We start from the raw sequence: 18418 nt of genomic DNA, 5'->3' as shown, positions 1-18418 counted from the left end.
AGGCAGGGCGTCTTTGCTCGACCTTCCGCCGACGCACACCCTGGGGGGCGAGGCAGGCGATACCGTGGCGGGACCGTCGGGCGCCATGGATGGCGCACGTCGAGCCCCCATGGATGGGTTTACGGCGCGTCCCGCCACGGTATGGCCTGCCTCGCCACAAACGGAAGAGCGAAAAGCTGACAGCTCTCACCTTCAGGCGCCGGACACTCGACTACGCGTTGAACGGGTCAAACCTCGCACCCGGCAAACAGATCGCGGCCACGTTCGTACACCGACGTCTTGACCTGCATCAATCCCAGCACCGACGGAAACAGGTTGTCGTGGTCGGTGTACTTGCCCGCACGCTGGCGCACGCAGGCCAGGTTGAGCCCGCGGTTGGCGGCAAACGAGGGCGAGAACCACATCGTCATCGGCACCCGGGTCTGTTCCTGCGGTGCGATCGCGTAGGGCACACCGTGCAGGTACAAGCCCTTTTCGCCCAACGACTCGCCGTGGTCGGACAGGTAGATCATCGCCGTGTCGTAGTCGTCCATGCCCTGCAGCGTGCCGATGGTGCGGCTGAGCAGGTGATCGGTATACAGCAGTGCATTGTCGTAGCTGTTGGTGATCTGCTCGCGGCTGCACTTGCCCAGGTCGGCGGTGTCGCAGGTCGGCGTGAAGCGGCGGAAGCGCGCCGGATAGCGCTCGAAATAGCTCGGGCCGTGGTTGCCCAGCTGATGCAGCACCACCACCCGGTCGCCGGGGGTGGCGCGCACCTGGCTGGCCAGGTCGTCGATCAGGATTTCGTCCATGCAGCGGCCGTTGGCGCACAGCTGTGGGTTCTTCGCATCATCCAGCGGTTGCATCGCCAGGCCTTCGCAGACGCCCTTGCACCCGGACTGATTGTCGCGCCACAAGGTCTTGATGCCGGCGTACTCCAGCACATGCAGCAGCGACTGGTGCGCGCGGATCTTCTTTTCGTCGTAGTCGTGGCGGCCATACGGCGAGAACAGGCACGGCAGCGACACCTCGGTGCTGGTGCCGCAGGAGTGCATGTCCGGGAAGTTGATCACGCTGGCCTGTGCCAGTTCCGGCGTGGTCTGCTTGGCGTAGCCGTTGAGCCCCCAGTTCTGCGCCCGGGCGGTTTCGCCCATCACGATCACCAGCAGACGCGGACGGCTGCCGGCCGCGCGTGGGGTGGCCTTGGCATCGGTGCCGATCGGCAGCTTCGGCGCGCGCTGGATCGGGTTGTCGCCGCGCAGCGCCTTGGGCAGGCCCAGCAGGAAGTTGCCTGGCGTGGCCAGGTAACGCACCTCGCGCTGGTTGCGCATCAGCGCGGACATTTCCTGGAAAGAAAGCATGGCCCCGCCGAATGCGACCACCGCCGACAACAGCAGGAAACCGGCACGCCACAACAGCGCCTTGCCCCAGCTGCGCTTGACCAGCTGCACGCGCCACAGCACCAGCATCGGCAGCAGGGCCAGCAACAGGAGCGGCGCGATCAGCGCCGGGGTCATCAGCTCGCGGCTTTCCTTGTGGTCGGTGGCCAGCACGTTGCGCAGCATGTCCGCATCCAGATAGATGTGGTAGCTGCCCATGTAGTGCGCCGCCATGGCGGTGCCGAGCAGCAGCAGACCCACCACCATCTTGGCATTCCAGCGCCACACCAGCAGACCCATCAGCAGGCAGTGGGCGCCCACCAGGAACAGCAGCAGCGAGATCGCAAAGCGGATGCTGCCCGGATGGGTGGCCATGGCGCTGTGCCAGAACAGGCCATTGCAGGCCACCGCGAAGAACAGGCTGGTGAGCGCGATCAGCGCTTCGGTGGACAGCTGCGGCCGCCAGCTGCGCCAGCGTGCCAGCTCCACGAACCGTGTCGTGCGGGGTACCGATGCACTCATGCCCGCTCTCCCTGTGGCAGTGCCGGTTGGGTACTGCGCGATCGTTTCAGCAGCGGCTGCACCGCCAGATACAACAGCAGCGACACCAGCCAGCAGGTGGCCAGCGTCCACAGATCATGGGACAGGAAGTGCGCGCCGCGTAGCTGCTGGGACAGCCCGAATACCCCGCCCGCCACCAACCCGACCGCCAGCCCGCGCCAGCGCCAGGCCGGTCGCACCATCAGGGCGAAGAAGTACAGACTGATCCATGCGTATCCCGCGCTCGAATGGCCGGCAGGAAAACAGATGCCACGGGGCATGTCGTGCGGCCGTGAAGCGAACAGGCCGATGTACTCCCGCGCACCGCCGTAGCGGGCCAGGTCCCAGGGGCAATCCATGTTGGTCACCGACTTGAGCAGCGACACCACCCCGGTGCCCAGCGCCACCGCCAGCACCAGATACAGCAGTGGCCAGCGCCACGCGGCGGCGCGTTCGCTGCGCCAGGCATGCGTGCACAGCACGATCGCTGCCAGCGCTGCTGCCGTGCTCGTCCACTTGCCGACCTTGTGCACCAGATGGCTGGTGACCCAGGCGTTCTGCAGGGCCCAATGATGACCTTCGAGTCGATAGAACTGGTCGGCCAGCCATTGGTCGCCGCCGAAGCCCATCAACAGCGCGCTGGCCGCCAGGGTTGCCAGCAGCGGCAACCACAGATGGCCGCGCAGGAACTGCGCGACCGGGGAGGGGGCCACGTGGGAAAGGGCGACAGGAACGGCGGACGCTGAGGGCATGGGCGATTCAAAGGCGAATTGATTCGCGGCCATGGTCGTCAGCGGCGTGTCGGAGAGCAGTCGGAGCGATGTTGGACACAGGTTAAATGGGGGCCCTGTGCAGGCCTGCCATTCAGTCCGGCTCGTCTGTCGACACCGCATCACCCTGCAGATGCGAATGGCAATCGACACGCCACGCGGTGCCGGGCACCAGTTTCCAGCGGTTGCGATTGCTGCTGCCGATGTCGATCACCTGCGCGCGGTCCACGCAGGGGCTCATCGCCTCGTCCAGCACCAGCAGCCAGCGCGTCCGTGGTGCCAGTGCGAGCCAGGGACCGGCATCCTGCCACTGCTCGTCCCATGGCCGCTTGAAGCCGAACTCGGCAACCTTGCGATCGGCCTGCAGCAGGTTCTGTTCGCGCCAGGCCAGCAGGCCCAGCTCCCCATCCGGACCGATCCGCTGGCCGACCCGCTGCATCAGTGCCGATGCCGAACTGTAGGGATCCAGCGCGGGCATCAGCCCCCAGCCGTACAGATTCCACAGCAGGAATGACGTGATCACCACCAGCGCACCCGCGCGGCGCTGGCGCAGCCAGGCCATCACGCCGATCAGCACCCCCCCGAAACCCAGCATCCAGCTGCCGAGCAGCGGCAGCAGGCTGGCGGGCATCTCGCGCCGTGCCAGCTGCGCGTGTGCCCACGCACTGCCACTGAGCAGTTGCGTGCCGATGTACAGCGCGGCCACGGCGAGCAGGGCGACGTAGGCCAGCAGCAGCCAGCGGGCACCCGTCCTGCGCAAGAGCCCCGGCAGCAACGGCGCGGCAGCCACGCACAGCAGCGGCAGCATCGGGAAGATGTAGACCTCGCGCTTGCCGGGACTGGCGCTGAAGAACACCAGTACCAGCAACGACCAGCCCAGCAGCAGCCAGTAACGGCCGTCCAGGCGTTTGAGGCGCCGCCACCAGGCGGGCAGCAGCGCGGGCAGCAGCAGGCTGCCCGGCAGCCACAACGTGGCGATCACCTGCAGGTAGTACCAGGCCGGCTGCACGTGGTGCCAGGCGTTGGCATAGCGGGTGCCGGTCTGCTTGAACAACAGCTCGCGTGCGTAGGCCTGCAGGCTCGGCTCGGGATCGTTCAACAACGCGATACCCAACGGCGCCAGCCATACGGCCGTGCCGAGCAGGAAGGCCGGCAGCAGCCACCACAGGCTGCGCGCGCTTGCCGCGCCAGGCGGGCGTGGCTGATCGCGGCTGCGCCAGCGCCACAGCGCCCACGGCAGCAGCACCAGCAGCGGCAGGAAGCCCACGCCCTTGGTCACCGTGCCCAGCCCGGCGGCGAAACCGGCCAGCCACAGCGCGCCCAGGTTGCGACCCTCCAGCAGGTGGCGCAGCAGGCCCCACATCGCCAGCGTCGTCATCGCCACCAGCACCATGTCGATCTGCGCACGCTTGGCCATCAGGCCGAACTGCAGGCAGCTGAACAATGCGAGCACCGCCCACCACGCGACCCGCCGGTTCCACAGCCGTCGCGCCAGATCCCAGGTCAGCCACAGGGTCAGCAGGCCGGCCAGCAGCGAGGGCACCAGGAAGGCCAGGTTCCAGCCGCCAAACACGGTGTGGCTGGCGGCCTGCATCCACATGAACACCGGCGGCTTCTCGGCGTACAGCTCGCTGCCCCGATGCGGCAGCAGCCAGTTGCCGCTGTCCACCATCGCACGCGCGGCCAGCACGAAGCGCGGCTCGTCGGGCGGGGAGGGTTGGCGCATGCCGATACCGGCCAGCAGGGCCAGCACGATGCCCACGCAGACCAGGATCGGCCAGCGATGGCGCAGCAACGTTGCGTCGGGCATGTCGGCACTCTTCGGCTAAACCGCCACTGTCTCCCCGACAGCGTGGGAAAAGCGTCGAAACCGGCCCATTGCGACCGGATTCCGACATGGATCGGGCTACCATGCCCCGATCCGTTCACGAGAGTCTGCCATGCGGCTCCTGGTCATTGAAGACAACCGCCAGCTGGTCGCCAACCTGTTCGACTATTTCGAATCGCTGGGCCACGTGCTGGATGTCGCGCCCGACGGCGTCACCGGCCTGCACCTGGCGGTCAGCCATGCCTACGACGTCGTCATCCTGGACTGGATGCTGCCGCGCATGGAGGGCCCGGAAGTCCTGCGCCGGCTGCGTGCCGAGCACGGCTCGGAAGTGCCGGTAATCATGCTCACCGCGCGCGATGAGCTGCCCGACAAAATCGCCGGCTTCCGGGCCGGTGCCGACGACTACCTGACCAAGCCCTTCGCACTGCCCGAACTGGAAGTGCGCCTGGAAGCGCTGATGGTGCGCGCGCATGGGCGCAATCCGCGCAAGGTGTTGGAAGTGGCCGATCTCAAGCTGGATCTGGCCACGCTGGAGGCCTATCGCGACGGCAAGGTGCTGCACCTGTACCCGGCCTGCCGCAAGCTGCTGGAAGTGCTGATGCGTGCCAGTCCCGCGGCGGTGACCCGCCAGCAGCTGGAGTTCGCGCTGTGGGGCGATGAGCCGCCCGATGGTGACCTGCTGCGTTCGCACGTCTACGAACTGCGCCGCAGCGTGGATGGCGCCTCCGCGCAGAAGTTGATCCATACCTTGCCACGCGTCGGCTATCGGCTGGGCCTGATCGGCACGGAATCCAGCAATGAGACCGCGTAAGCCCGCACCGCTGCACCGCCGGCTGGTGTGGTGGTTGCTGGCGTACCTGGCCATGATCTCCATCGCCGTGTTCAGTGTGGGCAACTACGTGCATGAACATGCCGAGCATTCGGCGTGGCGCGCGCTGCTCAACTCCGAGCTGGACAGCATCGTCAACCATATCGAGCACGAACCGCATTACCGCTGGCAGGACTCGGACACGCTGCGGCTGTTCACCCTCGATGGCCGTGTGGGCGTTCCCGAAAGCTTGCGTACGCTGCATCCCGGGCTGCACGACGGGGTGATGGTCAACGATCGGGCCAGCGCGGTCATGATCCGCGATACCGACAAACTCGGCCGGCTGGCGCTGGTGCTGGACATCAACGACTTCCACGAACTGGAGGAATTCGCCACGCGCTGGGTGATGCTGGCCGGGGTGGTGATGATCATCGTGACCGTGCTGATGGCCTCCTTCGGCGTCAGTCGGCTGGTGCGGCCGTTGCGTTCGCTGGCCACGCGCATCGATCAGCTCAAGCCCGGCGTGCCGGGGCAGCGGGTGACCGTTGACCCGCGCGGCAGCTCGGAGCTGTATGTGATCGCCGCCGCGGTCAATGATTACCTGGCCCGCAACGAACAGTTCGTCGAGCGCGAGCGCGCCTTCATCACCACCACCAGCCACGAACTGCGCACGCCCATCGCGGTGATCACCGGCGCAGCCGAGCTGGCGTTGGGGCAGCCGGCGCTGCCGGACCGCGCGCGCGTGCAGATGCAGCGCGTGCACCGCACCGCGCAGGGTGTGGAGCAGCTGATCCAGCTGCTGCTGGTGCTGGCGCGTGATCCGGCGCGCCTGGCCGCACGCGGCGAGCGCATCGCACTGGATCAGCTGGTGCCGGACATCATCGAGGACCATCGCCACCTGATGGGCGACAAGGACCTGCGCATCGAAGTGGAGGGTCTGGCGCCGGCAGAGATCATCGCGCCGCTGGGCGTGGTGCAGGCGGCCATCGGTAACTTGCTGCGCAATGCGATCGAAAACAGCGGCCGCGGCACCATCCATATCCAGCTGTCGCGCGCGGCGGTGGTCACCCTGCAGGATCCCGGTCATGGCATGAGTCCGGAAGAAATCGCCGCCGTGCACGCGCGGATGGCACGCGGCGATCGCAACGAACAGAGCGGGATCGGTCTGGAACTGATCGCCAAGCTCTGCGACCACCTGGGGTGGGCGCTGCAGATCGAACCGTGCGCGCCGCGTGGCACGAAGGTGATCCTTGACCTGGGTGCGTCGCTTCCAGGCGCGTCCCCGCGTGCGATGACGTAATCGGACTGCCACGCGCGGTGCCGCCGCGTGGCATCGAGTGAAGATGATGTTAACCTCTGGAAAGGCGCCGCTTTATGCGGCGCTTTTTTTTCTTCGATCGACAGAGGATGGCGTCATGCCGACCGAAACCAGCACTGCACTGATCACCAATGACATTGTCGGCCTCGGCCTGATCGCCGCCACACTCGCGCTGATCTTCTGGGCCGCGAGCGGGCCGACCCCGCTGCTGAAAAAGATCTTCGCCTGGGTGCCGGCACTCCTGCTGTGCTATTTCATCCCGGCCATCTACAACACCGCCGGCATCATCGACGGCCACAACACCTCCCTGTACAACCCGATCGCACGCGACGTCCTGCTGCCGGCCGCGCTGGTGCTGCTGACGTTGTCGATCGACCTCAAAGGGGTGATGAAGCTCGGCCCCAAGCTGCTGGTGATGTTCTGTGCCGGTACGCTCGGCATCATGCTCGGTGCGATCGTGTCGTTCCAGCTGATGTCCTGGATCCATCCGGAAACCGTCGCCGGCGACACCTGGGCAGGCATGGCCGCCCTGGCCGGCAGCTGGATCGGCGGCGGCGCCAACATGGTGGCGATGCGCGAAGTGTTCGGCACCGACGCGACCACCTTCGGCCAATTCGCGGTGGTCGATGTGGCCTGTGCCAGCCTGTGGATGGCGGTGCTGCTGTTCCTGGCCAACCGCGCCCCGCAGATCGACGCGCGCAACGGCGCCGACACCCGCGCCATCGATGAGATGAAGGCGCGGATTTCGGCCTACGAAGCGCAGAACGCGCGCATTCCCAGCCTGACCGACCTGATGGTGATCGTCGGTGTCGCGCTGGGCGGCGTTGGCCTGGCGCACGCCATCGCCGCGCCGCTGAGCGGCTGGTTCAAGGCCAATGTGAGCTGGGCCAGCCAGTTCAGCCTGGACAGTGCGTTCGTGTGGGTGGTGTTGCTGTCCACCGCGCTCGGCCTGGGCCTGAGCTTCACCCGCGCGCGGCGGTTGGAGTCGGCCGGTGCCTCGCGGCTGGGGACACTGTTCCTGTATTTCCTGATCGCCTGCATCGGCATGCAGATGGATCTGCTGTCGCTGCTGGATCGTCCGTGGCTGTTCGCGCTCGGCGCGATCTGGATGCTCACCCACATCCTGGTGCTGTGGATCGCGGCCAAGCTGCTGCGGGCGCCGCTGTTCTTCTTTGCCATCGGCTCGCAGGGCAACATCGGTGCGGCCGCCTCGGCACCGGTGGTGGCCGCCGCGTTCCATCCCTCGCTGGCGCCGGTCGGGGTGCTGCTCGGCACCGTCGGCTACGCCACCGGCACTGGCCTGGCGTATGTCACCGGCCTGATCCTGAAATGGATGGCCGGGGCCTGATCGGCCCCGGGGAGTCGCCCGTCCCGGACGAATTCCGGGGCGGCGACGCGCGCGGTTGGCCGTGCCGGCCGCTGGCCCGCGCGCCGCCGCTGCCCTCCTCAAGGCGATGCCGGCCACCTGGTTCGTCAACGATACCGATTGCCTGGACAGCGTCTACCGGCTGCAGCGCGGTCAGGGCTACGTCGATCGGATGGGCGCGGCCAACAACGCGAAGGTGACGTCGAGCGCGGTAACGCTTACCGGATGGCCCCATGAAAAACGGCGGCGCTTTCGCGCCGCCGTCGGTGTCTTCAACGAGGCATCCGCTTCAACAGCAGCGGCCACCGTTCCTGCCCCCGTAACGCGCCTCCTGGCGCTCGCGGAAGAAGGTCTTGTAGTCCATCGGTACGCGGTCGGGGTGGTTTTCCAGCACGTGGCGCACGTAGTTGTCGTAGTCGGGAATGCCGCAGCACAGGCGTGCGGTCTGCACCAGGCGCCGCCACAGTCGGCGGTGCGCCTGGTACTGGCCAACGGGAACCAGTTCGGTACTCATCACAGGTCTGCCATCTGGTGTGGCTGTAGCGCCACGTACGGGGTTTCCTTGTCGCTGCGCTGCGGATTGCGGCGCGCCTGCACGATGGTCTTGATCGCATAGAACAGGATCGAGAACACCACGAACAGGAACAGCACGGTCAGGCTCGTGTTGACGTAGGCGTTGACCACGATCTGATGCATCTGGTCCAGGCTCTTGGCCGGCGCGGTGATGGTGCCGGTGGCGATCGCATCCTGGAACTTGTGCGCCTGGGCCAGGAAGCCCTGGGCCGGGTTCTTGTCGAAGATCTTGATCAGCCCGGCGTACGTGGTGCAGATCAGCAGCCACACCGCCGGCACGCCGGTCACCCAGGCAAAGCGCTCGCGCTTCATCTTGAACAGCACCACCGTGCCCAGCATCAGCGCGATGCCGGCCAGCATCTGGTTGGAGATGCCAAACAGCGGCCACAGGGTCTGGATGCCGCCGAAGGGATCCTTGACGCCGGTGTACAACAGGTAGCCCCACAGCGCCACGCAGCCTGCGGTGGCGATGATGTTCGCCGTCCACGACTCGGTCTTCTTCAGCGCCGGCACGAAGTTGCCCAGCAGGTCCTGCAGCATGAAGCGACCGGCACGGGTCCCGGCATCGACCGCGGTCAGGATGAACAGCGCTTCGAACAGGATCGCGAAGTGGTACCAGAACGCCATCATCGCGTTGCTGCCGCTGGGAATGGCCTGGTGCAGGATCTGCGCGATACCCACTGCCAGCGTCGGTGCGCCACCGGCACGGTGCAGGATGGTCGGCTCGCCGATGGCCAACGCGGTGGCTTCCAGCTGCTCGGGGGTGATCGCAAAGCCCCAGGTGGTGGAGATGTAGTGCGCGGCCGATACAGCGTCCGGACCGATCACCGATGCCGGGCTGTTCATGGCGAAGTAGATGCCCGGATCGATGATCGAGGCCGCCACCAGTGCCATCACCGCGACGAAGGATTCCATCAGCATGCCGCCGTAGCCGATGTAGCGCATGTGGCGCTCATTGGCCAGCAGCTTGGGCGTGGTGCCCGAGGCGATGAGTGCGTGGAAGCCGGACACCGCGCCGCAGGCGATGGTGATGAACAGGAACGGGAACATGCCGCCCTTCCACACCGGGCCGTCGCCGCTGGCCGCGAACTGGGTCAATGCCGGCATCTTCAGTTCCGGCATCACGATCAGGATGCCGATCGCCAGCGCCACGATGGTGCCGATCTTGAGGAAGGTGGACAGGTAGTCGCGGGGTGCCAGCAGCAGCCACACCGGCAGCACCGAGGCGACGAAGCCGTAGCCGATCAGCATCCAGGTGATCTGGATGCCGGTGAAGGTGAAGGCCGGGCCCCAGACCGGATCGGCGGCGACCTTGCCGCCGAACCAGATCGCGGCCAGCAGCAGGATCAACCCGACCACCGAAATCTCGCCGATCTTGCCGGGGCGGATGTAGCGCATGTACACGCCCATCATGATCGCGATGGGCATCGTCGCAATCACCGTGAACATGCCCCACGGACTCTCGGCCAGGGCCTTGACCACCACCATCGCCAGTACCGCCAGGATGATGATCATGATCAGGAACGCGCCGAACAGCGCGATGGTGCCGGGCACCTGGCCCATTTCCTCGCGGACCAGGTCACCCAGCGAGCGCCCGTTGCGGCGGCTGGAGATGAACAGGACCATGAAGTCCTGCACCGCCCCGGCCAGCACCACGCCGACCACCAGCCACAGCAGGCCGGGCAGGTAGCCCATCTGTGCGGCGAGCACCGGGCCGACCAGCGGACCGGCACCGGCGATGGCGGCGAAGTGGTGGCCGAACAGCACGTGTTTGTTGGTCGGGACATAGTCCAGGCCATCGTTGTTGAGCACCGCCGGGGTGGCCCGGGTCGGGTCGAGCTGCATCACCTTGTCGGCGATGAACAGGCTGTAGAAGCGGTAGGCGATCAGATAGATCGACACTGCGGCGACGACGATCCACAACGCATTGATGTGTTCGCCACGGCGCAATGCAACCACGCCCAGACAGAACGCGCCGAGCAGCGCGAGCGCCGCCCAGCCGAGCTTGGAAAAACCTTTCATGAGATTGCGTCTCCCTGGAGATCGTCGTAAGAGTCTGCCCTGGCACCGGCGGGGTCAATGCAAAGGCGGCCGCTTGCCGCTAGTACTTTGGTCGTAGGTCGCAACGTGGACCACGTAACGGCACGGCCATGCGGCCGGTCCAGCGTGCTGCCTGCACGGTGCGCGAACGCTATCGCTGGAACAATCGGTTGCGGCCGTGGCGGTTGGCCCCCGGGCCGTGTGCGCCCATCTTGTTGGCTGGAGACCTTCTTGCTGGAGTTCAGATGAGCAGCCCAACCCCCGTGCGCGTGGAGCGCACCATCCGTGGCATGGCCACCTCCGACGGTGCCGGCGTACGCCTGACCCGCGTGATCGGCGGCCCGTCGCTGCCCGACCTGGACCCGTTCCTGCTGCTGGATGAATTCGGCACCGACCGTGCCGAGGATTACCTCGCCGGTTTCCCCAGTCATCCGCACCGGGGCTTCGAGACGGTCACCTACATGCTCGACGGGCGCATGCGGCACAAGGACAACCACGGCAACGAAGGCCTGCTTACCCCGGGCAGCGTGCAGTGGATGACCGCCGGGCGTGGGCTGGTGCATTCGGAGATGCCCGAGCAGGAATCGGGGCAGATGCGCGGCTTCCAGCTCTGGGTGAACCTGCCTGCCCGCGACAAGATGACCGACCCGAAGTACCAGGAATTCGCGCCGGAGCGCATTCCGGTCGCCACGCCTGCCGACGGCGTGCAGGTGAAAGTGATCGCCGGCCAGGTCGGTGACGTGGCCGGGCCGATCGTGCAGCCGGCGACCGATCCGGTCTACCTGGACATCACCCTGGCCGCAGACGCGCGCTGGGAGTACACCCTGCCCGAAGGGCACAACGCGTTTGCCTACGTCTTCGAAGGCGGGTTGTCGGTAGGGCAGGGCGAGGATGCGCGCCCCATCGCGCGCCAGGAGCTGGCGGTGCTGGGCGGTGGCGAGCTGCTGCAACTGCAGGCCGGCGCCGAGGGTACGCGGTTGATTCTGGTGGCCGGGCGCCCGCTGCGCGAACCGGTGATGCGCCACGGTCCGTTCGTGATGAACACCCGGCAGGAACTGATGCAGGCCTTCGTCGATTTCCAGGAAGGCCGCTTCTGAGGCCAGCGTCACGGGGTAGAGCCGAGCCATGCTCGGCTGCTTTCCGTTCCGATGCCGCCATCGCGGGCAGGAGCAGGGCAGGATGACACCCCGCGCCGGGCACGCCCCGGCGCGCCCGGTGAAGCTGAGGCCGCGGGTGAAGTGCGGGGATGGCGGCATCATCCCCATCCTCCTCAGCGACCTGCGGCAACCGCGGTCGGATTCAGATTCATCCCCTGGGTCAGCGTCTGCAGCGACCCCAGCTCCTGCGCGTCGCCGGCATACAGCGCGATCTGCGCATAGCGGTTCTTGTCGAACTTCACCACGGTGATGCGGCGGTTCTCGTAGCCCGGCGGCTGCTGGCCGCCCAGGTCAGGCTGGTACCAGTACAGCGATTCGCCAGCGAACAGGCCCTTTTCCTGGCGCAGCGGGCGGCTCAGCGGCAGCTCCGGGTTGCGCGCGCTGAGGATCAGGCTGAGCACTTCGCGGCCGTCACCGGTGCTGGCCTTGCACAGCAGCAGATCGGCCTGCGCCTGCTGCTGCCATTGCAGGCCGCTGCTGGCAGGAAGGGACGGACATTCGGTCGGCGACTGGGCCGACGCGGCCGCAGCGGACAACGACAGGCTCAGGCACAGGGCAGCGCGCAGGATGTTCATTGGTTCCCCCAAGGTCGGAATGGCCGCGCGTTGGCCTGGCAGGACGTTCCGGTGGCCGCAGACAACCCTGGCCGACGTTGCGCATTTCCCCATGCGCGTCCCGGAAGCGCCCATCGCCAAGTGACGGCGTGGTGATCTCGACCTTAACGGAATGTGACTTGATCTACAAATAACTGTTTCAGGTGATCCGGACTGAGCCGGGATCCGCATTGGCAGACCCCGGCCGTTGCCCTTCATCGCGGTTCTGCACCGATCCATTTATAGGCGATGCCACCGATCAGCCCCCCCAGCAGCGGGGCCAACCAGAACAGCCACAGCTGGCCGAGCGCGCCACTGCCTGCAAACACCGCCACGGCCGTGGAGCGTGCCGGATTCACCGAGGTGTTGGTCACCGGGATGCTGATCAGGTGAATCAGGGTCAGGGCCAGGCCGATCGCGATCGGGGCGAAGCCAGCCGGCGCACGACCGTGGGTGGCGCCCATGATGACCACCAGGAAGAACGCGGTGAGCACCACTTCGCACAGGAACGCGGCGGCGATGCTGTAGCCACCGGGCGACAGCGCGCCATAGCCGTTGATGGCGAACGCTCCGGCCTGGCTGCCATCAATGGCGAAGCCGGGCGCGCCGGAGGCGATCTGCAGCAGGATGAAGCCGGCCAACAGGCCGCCCAGCACCTGGGCCACGATGTAGGGCAGCAGGTCGCGGCCGGGGAAGCGGCCGCCGGCCCAGAGACCGACGCTGACCGCAGGATTGAAGTGCGCGCCGGACACGTGGCCGAACGCGTAGGCACCGGTGAGGACGGTCAGGCCGAAGGCCAGGGCGACACCGAGAAAGCCGATGCCCAGTGGATTGCCATCACCGCCGAACGTGGCCGCCAGCACGGCGCTGCCGCAGCCGCCCAACACCAACCAGAACGTGCCGAGGAACTCCGCGGCCAGACGTTTGCCCATGCTCATGGATCGTTCTCCACCAGACGCCCGAGGCGGGCAGGCAGACCGTAGCTGAATCGCGGTTCATCAGAGTGAACGTGGCGTCAAGGTGCCGACGAACGGTGGGCGGTCAATACGCCGGCAGCGGGATGAATTCCTTGTCATCGCCGGGAATGCTGCCGAACCGGCCGGCCTCCCAGTCGTGCTTGGCCTGCTCGATGCGTTCCTGCGAGCTGGAGACGAAATTCCACCACAGGTGACGGGGGGCATCGAGCGGTTCGCCGCCCATCAGCATCGCCTTGACCGGCGTCTTGGCGCGCAGCCGGCCGCGCGCGTTATGTTCGGGAATGATCAGGTGCTGGGCAGGCACGTCCACGCCGTCCAGCTGCGCCTCGCCTTCGAGGATGTAGAGCGAGCGTTCCACATGCCCGGTATCCAGGTCGATTTCCGCACCCGGGTCCAGGTCGATGGCCACGTTGAGGGTGTCGGCGAAGACCTTCACCGGGGATTCTTCGCCATAGGCGCGGCCGGCGATGATGCGCAGCCAGGCGCCGTCACGGCGCTGCTGGGGCAGGGTGGCGGCGGCGTGGTGGTAGAAGGCCGGTTCGGTTTCTTCGGCGCTTTTGGGCAGGGCCAGCCAGGTCTGCATACCGTGGATGGGGTGATCGTGCTCGCGTTCCGGCGGCGGGGTGCGTTCGGAATGCGCGATGCCGCGGCCGGCGGTCATCCAGTTGACGTCGCCGGGGCGGATGACCTGGTCCGAGCCGAGGGTGTCGCGATGGCCGATCGCGCCGGACCAGAGGAAGGTGACGGTGGCCAGACCGATGTGCGGGTGCGGGCGGACGTCGATGCCGGTACCGGGCCCGAGGATGGCCGGGCCCATCTGGTCGACGAACACGAACGGGCCGACGCTTCGCGCCTGCAGGGTCGGCACGGCGCGGCGCACCTGCAGGCCGCCGATGTCGTGGACGCGGGGGGCGATGATGGTGGTCATGCGGGCTTTCTCGCTGGCGTGGGCAGGGGTGCAGGATGGCATGCAGGGGATCCCGCCGCATGCCCCAAACGGGTAACAGGGTGTTGCGCTGAGCGCCCCAAAAAAGCAGGGTTCTTCTGCCTTCCGCGTGGCAGGCAGAAGCGTGCTTTGACGCTTTCCAGGCGCGGTGGTCGGTGGATCGGTCGCTGGGCTCCATGCCCTTTCCGGCGACGCCCCCGGCGCCGGCCTGCGGCCGCCGCCTCCTCCTCTATTTCGCCTCCAAGGGCATGGGCACCCAGCGCCCGACCCACCGACCAAGGCMAGAAAASCCTSGCTTCCCSCTGCGTACCGCAAGCCSAGCCCCGTCGCGGYCGGTAGGCCCCTGGGCAAAATAAAGGAGGAGGCCGCCCTGCGGCCGGGGGACATTTGCACCAGGGGCCTACCGRCCGCGACGGGGCCCACACGCTCGCGACAGACCCGAGCGAAGACGCCACCAGACTCCCACTACGCCTGGAACAACCGACAACGCGCACATCGCCGTGCCGTCTCAATGGCGGTTGGAACAAGACGCCCCCGCCAGTGGGAGAAGAACCAAAAACAACGCCACCTTTCGGTGGCGTCGTCATTGCATCGTTGTCGGCAGGAAACTCAGATCACCGGCTCACGCAACACGGCATCGTCCCAGCCCGGGCGCGGGGCGAAGCGATCGCCGTGGCGCTGCTGCAGCACCTTCAAACGTTCCACCAGCGCATCGGCGCCGGTGGCGCGGATGTACTGGATCGGACCGCCGCGGAACGGCGCGAAACCGGTGCCGAAGATCACGCCGGCATCGAGTAGGTCGGCGTCGGCGACGACGCCGTCGTGCAGGCAGGCCACCGCTTCGTTGAGCAGCGGCAGGATCAGGCGGTCTTCGAGGTCGGCCGGGGCCTCGTAGTTGGACGGCACGTCGGTTTTCTGCGCGCGGCCGTTCTCCCATTTGTAGATGCCCTGGCCATCCTTCTTGCCGCGCTTGCCCTGCTCGACGGTCTGCAATGCGGCCGGAATCTGCAGGCCCAGGAACGGCGCAAGTTCCTTGCCCACGCCGGCAGCGACGTCCAGGCCGACGGTGTCGAGCAGTTCGATCGGGCCCATCGGCATGCCGAACTTCACCGCGGCCTTGTCGATGACGGGACCGGGAATGCCCTCGGCGTACGCGGTGGCCGCCTCCAGCATGTACGGGAACAGCACGCGGTTGACCAGGAAGCCCGGGGTGCCGGCCACCGGCACCGGGAACTTGCCCAGCGCCTTGCAGAACGCGGCCAGGCGACGTTCGGTGTCCGGCGCCATGCCGTCGTGATGGATGATTTCCACCAGCGGCATCTGCGCGACCGGGTTGAAGTAGTGCAAGCCGGCGAACTGCGCCGGGCGCTCGATGTGGTCGCGCAGTTCGAGCAACGGGATCGAGGAGGTGTTGGTGGTCAGCAACGCATCGGCCTTCATCTTCGGCTCCAGCGTCTGGTACAGCGACCGCTTGGCCTGCGGGTCTTCGATGATGGCCTCGATCACCAGGTCGGCCAGCGCGACACCCTCACCGGCGAGGTCGGCCTTGAGGCGGGCGGCCACGGCCGGACGCTTGCTGTCGTCCTTCACTTTCTTGGCGAACAGCGCCTGCGCGCGTTCCATCGCCGGATCGATGAAGCGCTGCTCGCGATCCTGCAGGGTCACGTTGAAGCCCTTGAAGGCCGACCACGCAGCGATGTCGCCGCCCATCACGCCGGCGCCGACCACGTGCACGTGGCTGATGCCGTGGTCCTTGCCACCCAGTGCCTTGAGGCGCTCGGTGAGGAAGAAGATGCGGATCAGGTTGCGTGCGGTCGGCGTGCTGGCCAGCTTCACCACCGCGCGACGTTCGGCGTCCAGGCGGGTCTGGATCGGGCTGCCACCGGTGCGTGCCCAGGTGTTGATCAACGCATACGGGGCCGGGTAATGCTCCTTGCGCGCCTTGCGGGCGACCTGCTTGGCCATCTGCGGGGCCAATAGCTTCCGCGCCAGCCAGGTGTTGGTCGCCCACGCGGTGGCGCGCTGCTTGAACGGGCGGGTGGTACCGGTCAGCGCGAGTGCAACCGCCGTATCCAGCAGTACCGCCGGGGCGACGACCTTGTCGACCAGGCCGATGCCGCGCGCGGCCGACGCCGAGAGGGTGCGGCCGGTCAGCATCATGTCCATTGCCGCCGGTGCGCCCACCAGTTGTGGCAGGCGCGAGCTGCCACCCCAACCGGGGAAGATGCCCAGCTGCGTCTCCGGCAGACCGATGCGGGTGGAAGCGTCATTGGAGGCCACGCGGTAACGGCAGGCCAGTGCCAGCTCGGTGCCGCCGCCCAGGCAATGGCCGTGGATCGCCGCGACGGTCGGGCAGGGCAGTTCGGCCAGCTTCTGGTAGGTGCTCTGGCCGCGGCGGATGGCGTCATTGACGGTGCCGCGGCGGTCGAATTCCTGGAACTCCTTCAGGTCGGCACCGGCGATGAACCCGGCCGGTTTGATCGACTGGAGGACCACCGCCTTGGGCGGGTCCATCGCGATGCGTTCGATCAGGTCGCCCAGTTCCAGCAACACGTCCTGGGACATCGCGTTGACGCTGCTGTCCTGGCGGTCGAGGCTGAGCACCACGACACCATCATCACGGATCTGCGGGTGCCAATGTGAGAAGCGAAGCCCATCGAAGCCTGAAAGCATGGGGACGTTCCATCCGGTTGTGTATGGAGAAGGGGGCTATGATCCAGAGGTTGTTTCCTCCCCGTCAAATCCCTATAGCTGGGGGGAAGGGAAGGCCCGGATCATTGCCGTGAACGGGAACCTTAACGGAACGGTGGTTAAAAGCTGGTGCGGCGTCGTGTGATCGGTCGCTGAACTTTTCCCGGGATTGGCAGTCTCAGTGCTCGACGTTGGTCGGGCTGACAGGAGTGCGGCCCCTCATGGCCGAGGTTGAAACACCACAGGAGCTGGACCTGGAACTGGTCCGGCGCGTGCAGCGCGGCGAGAGTGCGGCCTTTGATGTCCTGGTGCGCAAGTACCAGCATCGGATCATTGCACTGATCGGGCGCTACATCGCCGACTGGAGTGAATGTCAGGACGTCGCCCAGGACACGTTCGTCCGCGCGTATCGCGCGATCGGCAGTTTCCGTGGCGACGCCCAGTTCTATACCTGGTTGCATCGGATCGCCGTGAACACTGCCAAAAACCACCTTGCTGCCCACAACCGCCGCCCGCCCACCGATGACATCGACATCGGCGATGCCGAACAGTTCGACAGCGGTACCCGGCTGCGCGACACCGACACGCCCGAGCGCGAATTGATGCGCCAGGAACTGGAGCAGACGGTGATGAAGGCGGTCTCGGCGCTGCCGGAGGAACTGCGATCGGCCATCACCCTGCGCGAGGTGGACGGGCTGAGTTACGAAGACATCGCGCAGAAGATGGGGTGCCCGATCGGCACTGTGCGTTCGCGGATCTTCCGCGCCCGCGAGGCGATCGACACTGAACTTCGGCCACTGCTGGATGTCGGCAGTGCCACCCGCGAGAAGAGCCGCGTATGAGCCACCACATGAACAACCCTGGATCCACCGGCGCTGCGCCGGACAAACTCGATGCCCACAATCGCCAGCAGCTGTCGGCGTTGATCGACGGTGCGCTGTCGGCCGACGAAGCGCGGTTCATGCTGCGCCGGCTCGAGCACGACGACGCCCTGGCCGGCTGCCACGAGCGGTGGCAGTTGCTGGGCGACGTGCTCCGCGGCCAGGCCTGCGCACCGGCACCGCTGGACTTCGCCGAGCGCGTGCGTGGCGCGGTTGCCGCTGAACCCGCGCCGCTTGCGCCCGCGGCCACCGAGCGTACCGGTGAATCCCGCAGTGGCTGGCGCCGCTGGGGCGGTGGCGCGGCGCTGGCCGCCTCGGTGGCGGCCGTGGCGATGTTCATGACCCGCGAACAGCTGCCCAGCGAGGCCCCGCCGCTGGATGCCCCGACCACCACCATCATCGCCAGCCAGGCCGAGCTGCCGACGGCCCCGGCTACCCCGGCAGCACCGGTGGAGGCCGCCGTTGCGATGGCCGCGGCCCCGGCCGCTGCGGTCGMCGCCGCCAGCCGCCGCCAGGACGTGGCGTCGGTACGCCGCGCCAGCGCCACCCGCACCCAGCAGGTCGCACGC

Annotated in this window: 15 protein-coding genes and 1 pseudogene; 7 read left to right on the top strand and 9 right to left on the bottom strand. The window is 67.1% G+C overall.

The annotated features are described in order from the left end of the window. Positions 1–227: 227 nt before the first annotated feature. The 3 genes from AC1DR7_RS13660 to AC1DR7_RS13650 all read right to left on the bottom strand — a co-directional run bounded on the left by AC1DR7_RS13660 (position 228) and on the right by AC1DR7_RS13650 (position 4478). The gene (locus AC1DR7_RS13660) at positions 228–1880 is read right to left on the bottom strand and encodes a phosphoethanolamine transferase (protein WP_478052704.1); all 1653 of its coding nucleotides are present in this window, start codon (positions 1878–1880) and stop codon (positions 228–230) included. Then, entirely contained in the window at positions 1877–2650 is a 774-nt protein-coding gene (locus AC1DR7_RS13655; RefSeq protein ID WP_457318333.1) for a phosphatase PAP2 family protein, read from the bottom strand. The genes AC1DR7_RS13660 and AC1DR7_RS13655 overlap by 4 nt, the downstream gene beginning before the upstream one ends. A 112-nt stretch (positions 2651–2762) precedes the next feature. Beyond that, on the bottom strand, positions 2763–4478 hold the full coding sequence (locus AC1DR7_RS13650) for an ArnT family glycosyltransferase (protein ID WP_457318334.1): 1716 nt from the start codon (positions 4476–4478) through the stop codon (positions 2763–2765). A 130-nt stretch (positions 4479–4608) separates the two neighbouring features. On the opposite strand from AC1DR7_RS13650, the gene AC1DR7_RS13645 reads away from it, so the two are divergent. From AC1DR7_RS13645 to AC1DR7_RS13630, 4 genes and pseudogenes are all read left to right on the top strand, one after another. Continuing rightward, the gene (locus AC1DR7_RS13645; protein WP_256775768.1) at positions 4609–5310 is read left to right on the top strand and encodes a response regulator transcription factor; all 702 of its coding nucleotides are present in this window, start codon (positions 4609–4611) and stop codon (positions 5308–5310) included. Then, positions 5297–6607, top strand: coding sequence for a sensor histidine kinase (locus AC1DR7_RS13640; protein ID WP_457318336.1), 1311 nt, complete (start codon positions 5297–5299; stop codon positions 6605–6607). Before AC1DR7_RS13645 ends, AC1DR7_RS13640 begins: the two co-directional genes overlap by 14 nt. Before the next feature lie 115 nt (positions 6608–6722). Further along, positions 6723–7973 carry a DUF819 family protein gene (locus tag AC1DR7_RS13635; protein ID WP_256775766.1) on the top strand — a complete coding sequence of 417 codons (1251 nt, stop codon included), beginning with the start codon at positions 6723–6725 and terminating at the stop codon, positions 7971–7973. Positions 7974–8034: 61 nt separating this feature from the next. Next, a pseudogene (locus tag AC1DR7_RS13630) lies at positions 8035–8193 on the top strand (DUF3103 family protein); the annotation flags it as partial. 87 nt (positions 8194–8280) lie between these two features. Here the strand turns inward: AC1DR7_RS13630 and AC1DR7_RS13625 are convergent. Continuing rightward, complete coding sequence (locus AC1DR7_RS13625; protein ID WP_256775765.1) at positions 8281–8505, bottom strand: YbdD/YjiX family protein; 225 nt, start codon at positions 8503–8505, stop codon at positions 8281–8283. Next, the gene (locus AC1DR7_RS13620; protein ID WP_256775764.1) at positions 8505–10586 is read right to left on the bottom strand and encodes a carbon starvation CstA family protein; all 2082 of its coding nucleotides are present in this window, start codon (positions 10584–10586) and stop codon (positions 8505–8507) included. The genes AC1DR7_RS13625 and AC1DR7_RS13620 overlap by 1 nt, the downstream gene beginning before the upstream one ends. Before the next feature lie 263 nt (positions 10587–10849). Here AC1DR7_RS13620 and AC1DR7_RS13615 point away from each other — a divergent pair, with 263 nt between their 5' ends. Further along, a complete protein-coding gene (locus tag AC1DR7_RS13615) occupies positions 10850–11701 on the top strand; it encodes a pirin family protein (RefSeq protein ID WP_457318339.1) in 852 nt (283 codons plus the stop codon). A gap of 173 nt (positions 11702–11874) precedes the next feature. On the opposite strand, the gene AC1DR7_RS13610 is transcribed toward AC1DR7_RS13615, so the two are convergent. The 4 genes from AC1DR7_RS13610 to AC1DR7_RS13595 form a co-directional block, all read right to left on the bottom strand. Next, positions 11875–12336 carry a hypothetical protein gene (locus tag AC1DR7_RS13610; RefSeq protein ID WP_457318340.1) on the bottom strand — a complete coding sequence of 154 codons (462 nt, stop codon included), beginning with the start codon at positions 12334–12336 and terminating at the stop codon, positions 11875–11877. Positions 12337–12569: 233 nt separating this feature from the next. Continuing rightward, on the bottom strand, positions 12570–13292 hold the full coding sequence (aqpZ, locus tag AC1DR7_RS13605) for an aquaporin Z (protein WP_457318341.1): 723 nt from the start codon (positions 13290–13292) through the stop codon (positions 12570–12572). A gap of 103 nt (positions 13293–13395) precedes the next feature. Beyond that, positions 13396–14259, bottom strand: a complete 864-nt coding sequence (locus AC1DR7_RS13600; protein WP_256775760.1) for a pirin family protein — start codon at positions 14257–14259, stop codon at positions 13396–13398. Positions 14260–14886: 627 nt separating this feature from the next. Next, positions 14887–16950: a 3-hydroxyacyl-CoA dehydrogenase NAD-binding domain-containing protein gene (locus tag AC1DR7_RS13595; protein WP_478052703.1), complete on the bottom strand. Its 2064-nt coding sequence runs from the start codon at positions 16948–16950 to the stop codon at positions 14887–14889. A gap of 239 nt (positions 16951–17189) precedes the next feature. Here AC1DR7_RS13595 and rpoE point away from each other — a divergent pair, with 239 nt between their 5' ends. Both rpoE and AC1DR7_RS13585 read left to right on the top strand, forming a co-directional pair. Continuing rightward, entirely contained in the window at positions 17190–17810 is a 621-nt protein-coding gene (rpoE, locus tag AC1DR7_RS13590) for an RNA polymerase sigma factor RpoE (RefSeq protein WP_256775837.1), read from the top strand. An 8-nt stretch (positions 17811–17818) separates the two neighbouring features. Next, positions 17819–18418: sigma-E factor negative regulatory protein (locus AC1DR7_RS13585; RefSeq protein ID WP_478076519.1), on the top strand; the 600-nt coding region annotated here is incomplete at its 3' end.

The sequence above is a fragment of the Stenotrophomonas sp. P5_A9 genome (assembly GCF_056400525.1).
The sequence above is the reverse complement of the archived record's forward strand: the minus strand, read 5'-3'. Positions and strand labels throughout refer to the sequence as shown.

Coding starts and splice junctions, on each gene's coding strand:
- AC1DR7_RS13615 (WP_457318339.1), top strand. CDS start 10,850: ATGAGCAGCCCAACCCCCGTGCGCGTGGAGCGCACCATCCGTGGCATG.
- AC1DR7_RS13660 (WP_478052704.1), bottom strand. CDS start 1,880: ATGAGTGCATCGGTACCCCGCACGACACGGTTCGTGGAGCTGGCACGC.
- AC1DR7_RS13620 (WP_256775764.1), bottom strand. CDS start 10,586: ATGAAAGGTTTTTCCAAGCTCGGCTGGGCGGCGCTCGCGCTGCTCGGC.
- AC1DR7_RS13655 (WP_457318333.1), bottom strand. CDS start 2,650: ATGCCCTCAGCGTCCGCCGTTCCTGTCGCCCTTTCCCACGTGGCCCCC.
- AC1DR7_RS13610 (WP_457318340.1), bottom strand. CDS start 12,336: ATGAACATCCTGCGCGCTGCCCTGTGCCTGAGCCTGTCGTTGTCCGCT.
- AC1DR7_RS13635 (WP_256775766.1), top strand. CDS start 6,723: ATGCCGACCGAAACCAGCACTGCACTGATCACCAATGACATTGTCGGC.
- AC1DR7_RS13640 (WP_457318336.1), top strand. CDS start 5,297: ATGAGACCGCGTAAGCCCGCACCGCTGCACCGCCGGCTGGTGTGGTGG.
- AC1DR7_RS13645 (WP_256775768.1), top strand. CDS start 4,609: ATGCGGCTCCTGGTCATTGAAGACAACCGCCAGCTGGTCGCCAACCTG.
- AC1DR7_RS13595 (WP_478052703.1), bottom strand. CDS start 16,950: ATGCTTTCAGGCTTCGATGGGCTTCGCTTCTCACATTGGCACCCGCAG.
- aqpZ (WP_457318341.1), bottom strand. CDS start 13,292: ATGAGCATGGGCAAACGTCTGGCCGCGGAGTTCCTCGGCACGTTCTGG.
- AC1DR7_RS13650 (WP_457318334.1), bottom strand. CDS start 4,478: ATGCCCGACGCAACGTTGCTGCGCCATCGCTGGCCGATCCTGGTCTGC.
- AC1DR7_RS13625 (WP_256775765.1), bottom strand. CDS start 8,505: ATGAGTACCGAACTGGTTCCCGTTGGCCAGTACCAGGCGCACCGCCGA.
- rpoE (WP_256775837.1), top strand. CDS start 17,190: ATGGCCGAGGTTGAAACACCACAGGAGCTGGACCTGGAACTGGTCCGG.
- AC1DR7_RS13600 (WP_256775760.1), bottom strand. CDS start 14,259: ATGACCACCATCATCGCCCCCCGCGTCCACGACATCGGCGGCCTGCAG.